Source organism: Nonomuraea sp. GTA35, assembly GCF_041950525.1.
GTDB lineage: Bacteria > Actinomycetota > Actinomycetes > Streptosporangiales > Streptosporangiaceae > Nonomuraea.
In genome coordinates, this window is record NZ_JBGNUV010000027.1 from 59,435 (window position 1) to 71,417 (window position 11,983).

Below are 11,983 nucleotides of genomic sequence, written 5' to 3' on the forward strand. Positions count from 1 at the left end.
ATGGACATCGCGGTTCTACCCCTTTGCTGTGGAGGCGTATTCCTGGGCGAAGGCCTGCTCGGCCTCGATGCTCGCCGGATGGCTGAGCAGCTCCCGCAGGACGGCGAGCGGCGCGGTCACCGCGTCCGCCCCGGAGGCGAAGGCGTGCAGGACCTGCCCGGAGTTCTTCACGGAGGCGGCGATGACGCGGGTGGACCCGCGGCGCAGGCCGGCCAGCGACCGGATCAGCTCGGAGTCCGTCCGCAGGTCGCGCACCGCCCGGTCCAGGTACGGGATGACCGCCGCGCAGCCCATCGACTCGGCGACGAGCATCGCGTGCGGCGTCTGGGCGGCGGTCAGGGCCACGCGGGCGCCCCGGCGGGTCAGCGTCCCGGCGAGCGCGGCGCCGTCCGGGGTGGCGGGCAGCTTGAGCACGACGCGGTCCTTGTCCGCCGACCACGCCTCCTCCGCCTCCTCGGCCGCCGCGCCGGGCGGCCCGTACGCGCCGGTCGGCTGGTAGTAGACCTCGGGCAGTTCCACGGCGGCGAGCAGGTCGCGCAGGTGCCGCAGCGGGTCGGCGGTCTCCTTGCGCATGAGCGCCGGATTGGTGGTGATGCCGCGCACGAACCCGAGCGCGGCGGCCGCGACGGCGTCGTCCAGACCGGCGGAGTCCAGGTAGAGGCCCATCACACCGGCACCGCCGTCCGCTGCTCGAAGCCCTGCGTGATCCAGATGCCGCGCCAGACCTCGGGGTCGGCGGGCAGGACCAGCTCCACCAGGGCGGGGCCGTCCGCCGCCGCGGCCCTGGCGAGGACGCCGGGCAGCTCGGCCACCGCCCGGCGCAGCTCGTCCGGGGCGCCGCCGATCGGGATCGGGACCCGCTCGGCGGGCATGCCGAAGGCGTCCGCGAGCCGGCAGTAGGAGAACCCGGCGACGTTCGACAGGTAGCCGCGCCCGCCTGGCGGCTCGCCGAAGGAGGCGAGCGCCTGCTTGGTCAGGGACACCGACCGGCCGTTGTTGCACACGACGAACAGCACGGGCGCCCGCTCCTGGACGGCGGCCACCAGCCCCTGGAAGGAGTTGGTGAACCCCTGGTCGCCGAGGGTGCACAACACCTGGGCGCGCGGGTCGGCGATCGCCAGGCCGACCGCGTACGACAGGCCGCCGCCGACGAACCCGCCATGGCCGCCGAAGACGCGCAGGCCCGGCGGCAGGTCGTCGTAGTGCTCCGACAGCAGGCCGCCGAACATCTGGCTGTCGTCCACCAGCACCGGCCGGTCCCAGCCGCCGAGGAGGCCGGCCAGCGCGCCCGCCACCGCGCCGCGCCCCTCCTCGATGGCGGCGGCGGCCGGCTCCGGGGTGACGCGGGCGGCCGACAGCACCTCCTCGCGCGGCCACCACCGCTCCGCCCGCCCTCGGCCGGCCCGGCGCAGCCGGTCGGCGAGGCCGGACAGCACGCCGGGGGCCTCGCCGATGACGAGGACGTCGTCGGCGTCCAGGTACTCGTTCTTGAGCACCTTCTCCGGATCGGTGTTGATTGCGATCTTGCGGCAGGAGGGCAGCCGGCCGGCGGTGCGCTCGTAGAGGTTGCGGTCCTCGACCGTCACCAGCAGGTCGCACGCCTCCAGCAGGTCGGTGTGGACGGAGCTGAACTGGTTGAGCCAGCCGGCGAAGTTGGCCACCTCGGAGGTCTGCAGCCGCTCGAACATCATGGGGCCGCGCCGGTAGCGCAGTTGCAGGACGGGCGCGCCGAGCATGCCGGACAGGTCGTCGAGCGCCTGCCGCAGCCCGGGGTGGCGCAGGGCGTAGTCGTCGATGAGGAACAGCGGCTTGTCGGCGTGGCGCAGCTCGCGGAAGGCGGCGTCGAAGGACGGCTGGTCGAGGTCGAGCGGCCGCTCGGGGGCGGGGGCGCGCATCAGGTCCTCGACGGGGATCCACCGCTGCTCGGCCACGTCCTGCGGCACGCCGAAGATCGCGGGCCGGGTCGGCGGCTGGGCGGAGCTGTCCAGGCCGTCGCGGAGCTGCCCGACGAACCGGCGGGCGGCCTCGCGCCGCCGGCCCGGGTCCTCGGGCACCGCGCCCGCCTGCCAGATCCAGTCCGCGAACGCCCCCATCCCGCCCATCAGGTCGTCCTCGCCGTGCGGCGGCAGGAAGCGGGCGGAGCTCGTGGACGGCATGCCGACGATGAACAGCGTCCCCGCCTCGTTGCGCCGGGCGTCGGCCACCGCGCCGGCCGCGTTGGTCAGCCCGCGGGCGCCGTGGAGGATGGCGACGCCCCGGTTGGGCTCCAGCAGCGACGCGCCGGCCGCCATGAACGCCGACTCCTTGTCGCCGCGGCCGTTCACCAGGCGCACGCCGTGCACCCGCTCGACCGCGTCGCACATGGACAGCTCCGAGGTGCCGGCGTAGACGAAGACGGTTTTCACCTCCTCGGCGGCCAGCAGCACGGCCACCGCCTCCGCGCCGGTCAGCCGGACCCGCCAGCCCAGCACCTCGTCCACGGCGGCGCGGGCGATGGCCTGCTGGGCTTGCGGGGCGGTGACGCCGCGCAGGCCGAGCACCTTGCGCAGCAGCAGCTCCGCCCGCTCCCGGCCGGCCACCAGGAACTCGCCGCAGCGCAGCGCGTCGGGGGTGCCGTCGGGCCGGCGGAACGCCTTGGTCAGCAGGGCGGCGTCGGGACGGTCACCGTTGAGCGAGAAGATGATCTCGGTTTGGAGAGATGACATGGAAATCCGTCTCCTTCAGCGGATCAGGGCAGGATGAGGCGTCTCGCGGGCGCCGGGGCACGCTGGGTGCCCGCCCGTGAGCGTGGTCGTTCAGTGATCGTTCAGTGGCGGTTCATCGACCGCCCAGGGGGAGATGCTCAGGAAGGGAGAGTGGCCTCGGCGCGGTCGGGCTCGCCGCCCGCCACCCGCCAGTGCCGCTGGGCGAAAGCGCCCACCAGCGCGCCGGCGGCCACCGCGAGCGCGGCCGCGCCGAAGGCGACGGCCGGGCCGCCCTGCTCGACGATGACGCCCGCGAGCGCCATGCCGAGGGCGGAGCCCGAGGTCAGCGAGGTCTGCAACCAGCCCTGCGCCTCGCTGCGGCGCTCCGGCGCGGTGTTCCGGTCGACGAGCGCCTGCTGGACGATGAGGCTCGGCGAGATGCACAGGCCGGTCAGGACCATGGCCGGCAGGACGGCCGGCAGCAGGCCGCCGCCGGGGAGCAGCACCAGCATGACCAGGGCCAGGCCGGCGGCGTAGGCGGCGAGGGTGAGGGGCAGGTGCCGGCGTTCCGGGCCGGACCAGGAGCGGCTGCCGTACCAGAGCCCGCCGGCGGTGCTGCCGATCGCGGTGCAGGCGAAGAAGACGCCGATCAGGCCCTCGCTGTGGAACAGGCGCTCGGCGGAGGCCGTCATGGCCACGTCCATCTGCCCGAAGCCGACGGACATCCCGAGGGCTGTCAGCAGCGCGAGCCAGACGCCGCGCACCGACAGGGGCGGGCGGCCACGCCGGGGCGCGCCCTGCGCACCGCCCGCTACGCCGCCGCGCGTGCCGCTTCCCGGGCGGGACAGGCGGGAGGCGCGGGTCCGGCTGTAGGTCAGGCCGCCGGCCGCCATGAGCAGCGCCGTCACCAGCAGGGGCACCGCCGGTGGCAGCCAGAGCAGGGCGGTGAGCAGCAGCGGCCCCAGCACGAAGATCGTCTCGACGGCGACCGCGTCCATCGCGTACGCCGTCCGCCGCTGCTCCGGATCGGGCACGACGGCCGACCAGGCCACCCGGATGGCCGGGATGACCGGCGGGAAGCTCAGCCCCGCGAGCCCGATGAGCACGAGCAGGAGCAGGTCCGGCGCGCCCGCGGCGGCGGCGAGCGTCCCGCCCGCCAGGAACGCCGCCGACCCCAGCGAGGTGCCGGCGATCACCGCCGACTGCCCCACCCGGTCCATGGCCATGCCCCACAGGGGCGAGGAAGCGGCCGTGGCCAGGGCGTACACGGCCGTGACGAGCCCGGCGTCGGCGTACGAGCCGCTCACCTCCTCGATGAGCACCACGATGCCGAGCGGCGTCATGGCCAGGGGGAGGCGGGCGACGAACGCGGAGGCGAAGGGCAGCGACACGCCTGGCAGTCGTAACAGGGAAAGGTAGGGGGCGATCACGCCGGACATGTCCCGCTCCTCACTTCGACTCGCGGATCAGCGCCACGGACCGTTCCGCGATCATGATCACGGTTGCGTGCAGGTTCGCCCGGACGTTGTCGGGCAGGATCGACGCGTCGAGCACCCGCAGCCCCTCTACCCCGTGCACCCGGCCGCACTCGTCCACCACGTTCGCCGCGTCCCCGGCCGGGCCCATCCGGCAGGTGCTGGACGCGTGGTAGCCGGTGGCCGCGTTGCGCAGGATCCAGCGGTCGAGCGCGGCGTCGGAACCGAGGACGTCCTCGGCGGGCGTGGTGCGCGCGTCGATCAGCTTGTCGAACTCCGGCTCGCGTGCCATCGCGGCGCACATCCGGACGCCCTCCCGCTGCCGCTCCAGGTCGGACGGGGCGGAGAAGTAGCGGAAGTCGAGGACGGGCGGGTCGTGCGGGTCGGCCGAGGCCGGCGTGAGCTCGCCCTGGCTGACGGCCAGGTTCACCGTCGGCCGCATCGCGAACGTGCGCTCGTTCCACCGCGCCGCCGCGTACACGATCATGTCGTTGACCGGCGCGGACCCGGAGGACGTGTGCCGCAGCAGCACCTGGTGGGGGTGGTGGAGGCCGTCGGCCCGGAAGTCCTGGCGCAGCGGCCAGATCAGCTCCGTCGTCATGTGGTCGCGCAGGTTGCGGCCCACGCCGGGCAGGTCCACCACCACCGGCAGGCCGGCCCGGCGCAGCCGCCCGGCGGGCCCCACGCCCGAGAGCATGAGCAGGTGCGGCGAGCCGATGGCGCCGGCGCACAGGATGATCTCCCGGCCGCGCACGGTCTCCGTCCGGCAGCCGGTCTCGACGACCACGCCGCTCGCGCGCCCGCCGTCGAGGACCACCCGGCAGGCCAGCGCGCCGGCGGCGACCGTCAGGTTGGGGCGGCCGCGGGCCGGGTTGAGGTAGCCGGTCAGCGTGCTGCTGCGCAGCCCGCCCGCGTCGTTCAGCGGGGTCGGGCCGACGCCGGTGGAGCCCGGCCGGTTGTGGTCGTCGCAGACCGGATGGCCGAAGGCGCGGCTGACCTCGTAGAACGCCTCCTGGTCGGGCGTCCAGGTGTGGCGCGGGAAGCGGCGCACCGCGATCGGGCCGTCCGTCCCGTGGTACGGGCCGGCGAAGTCCTGGTCGCTCTCCAGCATGCGGTAGAACGGCAGCGCCCGCTCGAAGGTCCACTCGGGCAGGTTCCACGAGTCCAGGTCGCCCGGCTCGGGACGCAGGAAGACCTGGCCGTTGGTGGTGCTCGACCCGCCGACCACCTTGCCGCGCGGCATGGGGATGGTGGCGTGCTCGGTCACCCGCGCCCGCAGGTTCCAGTCGTGGGTGTCGTAGCCCTGGACGACGTGTCCCACGCCGTAGCTGCGCCGCAGCTCCCACGGCAGGTGGTCGGCGCTGGGGTAGTCCGGCCCCGCCTCCAGCAGCACCACCTCGCACGAGGGGTCCTCGCTGAGGCGGGCGGCCAGCACCGCGCCCGCCGCCCCGGCGCCGACGATCACGTAGTCGTAGGTTCTGCAGCCCATGCCGCTCACCCCAGGATCGTCTCGTCGAGGGCGCCGGTGAAGGCGGCCAGCGCCTGCTCGACCTCCGCCGGGCCCCACGCCGCGCTGGCCAGCACCTCGTCCAGCGGGTGGTAGAGCACGCCACGGTCGTAGAGCGCCCGGCACAACTCGTCCGGGTGCACGGTGCCGGGCAGCTCCAGCCGGAAGAAGGTCGCGATGCCGCGGACCGCGACGCCGTAGCGCGGGCCGATCTCGCTCAGCCCTTCGTACAGCGCGGACGAGGCCGTGGCGAAGGCGTCGTAGCCGCCGCCGGCCAGCTCGTCCAGGCAGGCCGTGGCCGCCGCCATCGAGACGAACTCCGAGGCGTAGGTGCTGAACAGGCTGAAGGTGGACTCCGAGGCCAGCAGCTCGCCGCCGGCCAGCGCCGCGATCGGGAAGCCGTTGCCCATGGCCTTGCTCAGCACCCGCAGGTCCGGCACCAGGTCCCACACCGCCGTCACGTTCGGGTAGGCGTAGCGGAAGCCGGCCTTCACCTCGTCGAACACGACGAGCGCGCCGGCGTCGCGGGCCGCCCGCACCACCTCGCGCACGACCTCCGGGGCGGGGGTGAGCGCGTTCGGGGTGATGAGGACGCAGGCCGCGCCGCGGGCGGCCTGGCGTACCTGCTCGACCAGGTCCGGCGACTGCCAGTCCAGGTCGACGACGTCGACGCCGGAGGCGTTGCCGGACGCCTCCCGCGCCGAGGTCCGCTCGGCGGCCGAGCGGCGCTCCGGCTTGAGGTAGCCGAGCGGCAGCAGCCAGCCGTGATAGGTCGTGGTGAGCACCTTGCGCCGCCCGGTCGCCCGGATGCAGGCGGTGATGGCTGCGTGCACGGCCTCCGAGCCGGTCTTGAAGAAGGCGGCGTACTCGGCCTCGGGGCACAGCTCGACCACGCGCGCGGCCAGCCGCGGCTCCAGCGGGTGGCGCAGGCTCACGGTGGCGCCGCTGCCGAGCACCGAGCGCACGGCCTCGATCTGCGCCTGGTTGCCGTGGCCGAGGATGATGGTGCCGCTGCCGCCGTACAGGTCGAGCAGGCCGGTGCCGTCCTCGGCGAACACGCGGGCCCCCTTGGAGGACCGGAAGAACGCCGGCCGGCCGGCCGAGAGCGCGAAATTGTGCCAGACCTGGGCGCCAGGGGCCAGCGGGCCCTTTCCGCCGGGAGCGGCCGGTCGCCCCGGGTCGCGGGTGAGAACGTCGTCACGCATCCTGCCTCCCATACATCGGAATTTCTGCGCCGACGTTTCCGACACTAGGCGGCCGGATGTCCCGGACTCTTGGGAGTGATGTCCCTGTTGAGTCCCTTATCGAATATGCGCTCCAGGCACAGGTTGAGCCGGTCCCGGCGGAGGCCGGAACCGGTCACGGGAAAAGGGGTCAGGAAACGCGCTCCAAACCGATTCCGGCGTTTCTTGCGCGCAATGCGGCGGTCATTCTGTCGGGCGCGTCCAATTTGGTGAAAATCCGCGTGATGTGATTGCGGATCGTCTTCTCGGCCAGGACGAGGCGCCGCGAGATACTGCGGTTGTCGTACCCGCTGGCGAGCAGTTCGAGGATCTGCGTCTCGCGGTCGGTGAGCTCGGGGAAGGCCACCCGGCCGGGCACCTCCTGCAGGGCCGAGAAGTAGGCGGGCAGCCGGTCGGCCACCTGCGGGCTGAAGGCCGCGCCGCCGTGCACCACCAGGTGGATGCCGTGCAGCAACTCCTCGCGCGAGACGGCCTTGTCGATGAACCCCTTGGCGCCGGCGCGCAGGGCCCCGATGACGACGTCGTCGTCGCACACCGCGGAGATCACCAGGACGCGGGGCGCGTGCGGCCCGCTGGTCATGCGGCGGGTGGCGTCGATGCCGGAGCCGCCGTCGAGCGTGACGTCGATGAGGACGACGTCGGGTCGCACGGCCGCGGCCAGGTGCACCGCGCTCGTGCCGTCACAGGTCTCCCCGACGACGCGGGCGATCCCGGCGGACTCCAGGGCCACGCGCAGGCCGTCGCGGAAGGCGGGGTGGGCGTCGACGAGGAGGGCTTCGACCTCCGTCGTGCGTCGCGGCTCGGGGGACCAGCCGCCCCTCACACGGCGCGGTGCTCCGGGCGCTGCCCGGTCGTTCGGCTCGCTGAGGCTCATGGTGTCATCCCATCAGCGGTACAGTTATAGACTCAAGTCTAACTTGAGACTCAAGACCATGTCTAGTGCGGGAGTGTGACGTCCTGGGCGAGTATGCCGTCGAAGATGAGGCCCAGCGACGACGTCAGCGACCGCGCCAGCGAGAACGGCGGCGGTCCCTCGCCCACCCAGCGGTAGAGCGTGCCGAGGTACGTGTCGCGCAGCAGGTGGCCCACGGCGACCGCGTCGACGTCGGGGCGCACCTCCCCGCGCGCTTTGCCGTCGGTGATGATCTGCGCGAAGATGAACGCGGTGTAGGGCTCCTCCAGCACCGGGGCGCCCGTGCGCACCCAGGCCAGCAGCAGCTCGCTGGTGACCCGGCGCTCGTCGGTGGTGACCTCGCCCAGCCTGGTCATGCAGCGGGTGAGCTGGTCGAGGACGCCGCTCTCGCGCGAGCTCTCCTGGATCAGCATGGTCCCGAGCCGGCGGCGCCGCTCGTCGCCCCAGGCCAGCAGGAACTCGTCCTTGCGCTTGAAGTAGTTGAAGACGGTGGCGCGGGCGACGTCGGCCCTGTCGGCGATCTCGTCGAAGGAGGTCGCGACGTAGCCCTTCTCGGCGAAGAGCGAGATGGCGGCCTCGTACACCCGCGCCCGCATCGCCTCCCTGTTGCGCTCACGCCGGCCCGTGCCGTGATGAGGTGTCATCGCGTGGGTCCACCTCGATGGTCCGCAGTAAATTCGTAGACTTGAGTCTACACTAGCGGGCCTCCCTGGCCAACAGCTCGATGGTGGCCAGCACCTCACCGAGCGGCCGGTCGCCCAGGAGCAGACCGGGGGTGATCCGTCCCCCCGTGGCCGCGTGGAGGCGGGCGGTCAGCCGGGCGGCCATCAGGGAGTCCAGTCCGGCCGAGGACAGGCAGCGGCGGGGCTCCAGCCGGTCGGCGGGCAGGGACAGCTCGCCCGCGATCTGCGCCACCACCCACGCGGCCAGCTCACCGGGCGCCTCGGGAGCCGCCTGGGAGGGGGCGGCCGGGGGAGCGGCGAGGGGATCGGCGGGGGGATCGGCGGGGGGATCGGCCGGGGCATGGGCGGGCGCGCCGAACCAGAAGCTCTCGTGCTGCCACGGGTAACCCGGCAGGCCGACCGGCCGCCCCGCCGGATACAGCCGGGCCCAGTCCACCGCGCCCCCGGCCACGTGGACGGCCGCCAGCGACTCCAGCACCTGCTCCCACGACGGCCGCCCGCGCCGCAGCGAGGGCACCGCCGTCCCGGGCAGCCCGTGATGGCGCAGGCAGTCCCGCACCGCGCCCGCCAGGATCGGGTGCGGGCTGATCTCCACGAACACCGCCGGCCGCTCCTTGGCCACCCGCTCGATCGCGGACGCGAAGCGCACCGGATCGCGCAGGTTGCGCACCCAGTAGGCGGCGTCGAACGAGCCGCCGTCCGCGAGCCGGTCCAGCACCGTGGACCACACGGGCACGTCCCCGGCCGTCGGGCGCAGGCCGTCCAGGGCGCGGGCCAGGTCCCCGGCCAGCTCGTCCACCTGCGGGCTGTGCGAGGCGAAGTCCACCGCGACCTCGCGCTGGAACACGCCCGCGCGGTCGAGCCGGCCCGCGATCTCGGCCAGCGCCGCCCGGTCCCCGGACAGCACCGTGCTGGACGGGCCGTTGAGCGCGGCCACGGCCACCCGGTCCGCGAAGCCGGCGACCACGCCCTCGGCCTCCTCCTGCGTCAGGCCGGTCGTCAGCATCGCGCCGCGCCCGCTGAGCCGTTCTGCCAGGGCGCTGCGGCGGCAGATGACGGCTGCCGCGTCCGGCACGCTGAGGCTGCCCGCCACGCAGGCCGCCGCCACCTCGCCCATGCTGTGGCCGATCAGCAGGGCGGGCTCGACCCCGGCCGAGCGCCACAGCGCGGCGAGCGCCACCTGCACGGCCCACAGGATGGGCTGGACGTCCCGGGCGCGGTCGGGGAGCGGGGCGTCACCGGACAGCCGGTCCAGCACCGACCAGCCCCGCTCCGCCGCCACGGCGTCGGAGCACTCGCGCAGGGCCGCGCGGAACACCGGCGAACCGGACAGCAGGTCGCGGGCCATGCCGGTCCACTGGGAGCCCTGGCCGGGGAAGACGTAGACGACGCGGGGCGGCTCCCCGGCCATCGCCTCGCCCGCGACGGCGTCCCCGGCGTGGACCGGGCCGTCCTCGGCGTGGGCGAGCAGGGCGGCGGCCAGGTCCTCGTGCGTGGAGCCGGTCGCCACCAGGCGATGCTCGTGGTGTTTGCGGCGCCGGGCCGCAGTGTAGCAGATGTCGGTGAGGGCGAGGCCGCGCCCGATGCCACCGGGTAAGAGGAAGTCGGCGGCCCGCGAGGCGGCGGCCCGGAGGGTCTCGGGCGAGCGCGCCGACAGGGTCAGCAGATGGCGCCCGCCCACGGGCGCGGGTGCCGGCTCGCCGGCTCCCGCCTGCTCGTCCGGCACGTGCTCCGCCAGCACCACGTGCACGTTCGTGCCGGTGATCCCGAACGAGCTGACCCCCGCCACCCGTGGCGCGCCGCCCGTCAGCGGCCGGGTCCGGGTGGGCAGTTCGAGCGCCGAGGAGTTCCAGGCGAGCGACGGGTTCGGCTCGCGCACGTGCAGCGTGGGCGGCACGACCCGGTGGTGCAGGCACAGGGCGGCCTTGATCAGCCCGGCGACCCCGGCGGCGGCCTCGGTGTGGCCGATGTTCGACTTGACCGAGCCCACGAGGCAGGGCCGGCCGGGCGGGCGGGCCGCGCCGAGGACGTTGCCGAGGGCGGTCAGCTCCACCTGGTCGCCGACGGGCGTGCCCGTCCCGTGCGCCTCGACGTAGTCGACCTGCTCCGGCCGCACGCCGGCGTCGTCCAGGGCGTGGCGGAGCATCTGCTCCTGGCCGACCTGGCTGGGCGTCATGAGCAGGCCGTTGCTGCGCCCGTCGTTGGTGGCGGAGCTGCCGCGGACGACCGCGTACACCCGGTCGCCGTCGGCTTCCGCGTCCGCCAGCGGCTTGAGCACGACCACGCCGACGCCTTCGGACCGGACGAACCCGTCGGCCCCCGCGTCGCCGAACTTGCAGCGCCGGTCGGAGGCCAGCATGCCGGCGTCGGAGAAGGCGTCCTCCTCGTACGGCAGCAGCGCCAGGTTGACCCCGCCGGCCAGGGCCAGCACGGACTCGCCCGCCCGGATGCTCTGGCAGGCGAGGTGGACGGCGGCCAGGGACGCCGAGCACGCCGTGTCCACGGACATGCTCGGCCCGCGCAGGTCGAGGTGGAAGGAGGCCCGCCCGGGCAGCGACGCCCGGAACTCGCTGCCCACCAGGCTGTAGATGTCGGGATCGGTGCTGCGGCAGAGCAGCTCCCAGTAATTGGAGGTGGCCTGCCCGACGAACACGCCGGTGCGGCTGCCCGCGAGCCGCTCCGGGAGGACGCCGGCGTCCTCGATGGCCTCCCAGGCGGTCTCCAGGAAGAGCCGGAGCTGCGGGTCGGCCTGCTGGGCCTCGCGCGGGGACATGTCGAAGAAGGCCGCGTCGAACTCGTCGATGGCGTCGAGCCGCCCGCCCTGCGGGCCGGTGCGCCGCCCGGGCAGGGGCGCGCCGTCGCCGATCGTGTCGTCGGCGTCCACGAGGGAGCGCCAGAACTGCCCGGGGCCGTGGATGCCTGGATACCGGCAGGCGATCCCGATGATCGCGATCTCGGCCGGGCTCTCTTGTCGCAGATTGCGCCGGTTCATGATCTACCCTATCTCTGGTTGGTCTCGGGACTAAAAGTAAACTCGAATCCAACTTTTCTGGCCAGGGTTTCTGCACTTCATCGCCGTTAAGACCTTCTGTACCCAAGCCCAAGTAAGGACCGAAAGCCGATCGCGAGAGCCTGGGGCCCTGCTCGCCTTCCCTCGCGCGCGCCCCTCATGCCCGGCATCGCGCGGCCGCCCGCCTGCCGTCTCAGTACTGTGACTTCGCATGACCGAGATTGAGATCACCGCGGACCTGGTCCGCGACCTGCTGCAGGAGCAACATCCAGACCTTGCGGGGCTGGCCGTCCGCGAGGTGGCGGGCGGCTGGGGCAACCACATGTGGCGCCTGGGGGACGAGTTGGCCGTGCGCATGCAACGCATGGACCCCACCCCGGAGCTCCAGCTCAAGGAGCGGCGGTGGCTACCCGTGCTGGCGCCGCGCCTGCCGCTCCCGGTGCCGGCCCCGGTACGGTTCGGCGAAC

At 73.9% G+C, this 11,983-nt stretch carries 9 protein-coding genes; 1 reads left to right on the forward strand and 8 read right to left on the reverse strand.

Annotated elements, in window-relative coordinates; all coding sequences use genetic code 11:
* Nucleotides 1-15: 15 nt before the first annotated feature.
* The 8 genes from ACBJ32_RS56815 to ACBJ32_RS56850 form a co-directional block, all read right to left on the reverse strand.
* The gene (locus ACBJ32_RS56815; protein ID WP_375133942.1) at nucleotides 16-666 is read right to left on the reverse strand and encodes a transaldolase family protein; all 651 of its coding nucleotides are present in this window, start codon (nucleotides 664-666) and stop codon (nucleotides 16-18) included.
* Nucleotides 666-2,705 carry a thiamine pyrophosphate-binding protein gene (locus ACBJ32_RS56820; protein ID WP_375133943.1) on the reverse strand — a complete coding sequence of 680 codons (2,040 nt, stop codon included), beginning with the start codon at nucleotides 2,703-2,705 and terminating at the stop codon, nucleotides 666-668. The genes ACBJ32_RS56815 and ACBJ32_RS56820 overlap by 1 nt, the downstream gene beginning before the upstream one ends.
* Before the next feature lie 137 nt (nucleotides 2,706-2,842).
* A complete protein-coding gene (locus ACBJ32_RS56825; RefSeq protein WP_375133944.1) occupies nucleotides 2,843-4,123 on the reverse strand; it encodes an MFS transporter in 1,281 nt (426 codons plus the stop codon).
* Nucleotides 4,124-4,133: 10 nt separating this feature from the next.
* The gene (locus tag ACBJ32_RS56830; RefSeq protein WP_375133945.1) at nucleotides 4,134-5,648 is read right to left on the reverse strand and encodes a GMC family oxidoreductase; all 1,515 of its coding nucleotides are present in this window, start codon (nucleotides 5,646-5,648) and stop codon (nucleotides 4,134-4,136) included.
* Nucleotides 5,649-5,653: 5 nt separating this feature from the next.
* Nucleotides 5,654-6,871: an aminotransferase class III-fold pyridoxal phosphate-dependent enzyme gene (locus ACBJ32_RS56835; RefSeq protein ID WP_375133946.1), complete on the reverse strand. Its 1,218-nt coding sequence runs from the start codon at nucleotides 6,869-6,871 to the stop codon at nucleotides 5,654-5,656.
* A gap of 169 nt (nucleotides 6,872-7,040) precedes the next feature.
* Nucleotides 7,041-7,784 (reverse strand): response regulator, encoded by a 744-nt coding sequence (locus tag ACBJ32_RS56840; protein ID WP_375133947.1) that lies wholly within the window; start codon nucleotides 7,782-7,784, stop codon nucleotides 7,041-7,043.
* 62 nt (nucleotides 7,785-7,846) lie between these two features.
* On the reverse strand, nucleotides 7,847-8,467 hold the full coding sequence (locus ACBJ32_RS56845; RefSeq protein ID WP_375133948.1) for a TetR/AcrR family transcriptional regulator: 621 nt from the start codon (nucleotides 8,465-8,467) through the stop codon (nucleotides 7,847-7,849).
* Between the two features lie 52 nt (nucleotides 8,468-8,519).
* Nucleotides 8,520-11,498 (reverse strand): type I polyketide synthase, encoded by a 2,979-nt coding sequence (locus tag ACBJ32_RS56850; protein ID WP_375133949.1) that lies wholly within the window; start codon nucleotides 11,496-11,498, stop codon nucleotides 8,520-8,522.
* Between the two features lie 229 nt (nucleotides 11,499-11,727).
* Here ACBJ32_RS56850 and ACBJ32_RS56855 point away from each other — a divergent pair.
* A partial coding sequence (locus ACBJ32_RS56855) for a phosphotransferase (protein ID WP_375133950.1) occupies nucleotides 11,728-11,983 on the forward strand: 256 nt, incomplete at its 3' end.

Bases quoted from the DNA above. Each gene is read 5' to 3' on its own strand.
- ACBJ32_RS56815 (WP_375133942.1), bottom strand. From the start codon at position 666: ATGGGCCTCTACCTGGACTCCGCCGGTCTGGACGACGCCGTCGCGGCC.
- ACBJ32_RS56820 (WP_375133943.1), bottom strand. From the start codon at position 2,705: ATGTCATCTCTCCAAACCGAGATCATCTTCTCGCTCAACGGTGACCGT.
- ACBJ32_RS56825 (WP_375133944.1), bottom strand. From the start codon at position 4,123: ATGTCCGGCGTGATCGCCCCCTACCTTTCCCTGTTACGACTGCCAGGC.
- ACBJ32_RS56830 (WP_375133945.1), bottom strand. From the start codon at position 5,648: ATGGGCTGCAGAACCTACGACTACGTGATCGTCGGCGCCGGGGCGGCG.
- ACBJ32_RS56835 (WP_375133946.1), bottom strand. From the start codon at position 6,871: ATGCGTGACGACGTTCTCACCCGCGACCCGGGGCGACCGGCCGCTCCC.
- ACBJ32_RS56840 (WP_375133947.1), bottom strand. From the start codon at position 7,784: ATGAGCCTCAGCGAGCCGAACGACCGGGCAGCGCCCGGAGCACCGCGC.
- ACBJ32_RS56845 (WP_375133948.1), bottom strand. From the start codon at position 8,467: ATGACACCTCATCACGGCACGGGCCGGCGTGAGCGCAACAGGGAGGCG.
- ACBJ32_RS56850 (WP_375133949.1), bottom strand. From the start codon at position 11,498: ATGAACCGGCGCAATCTGCGACAAGAGAGCCCGGCCGAGATCGCGATC.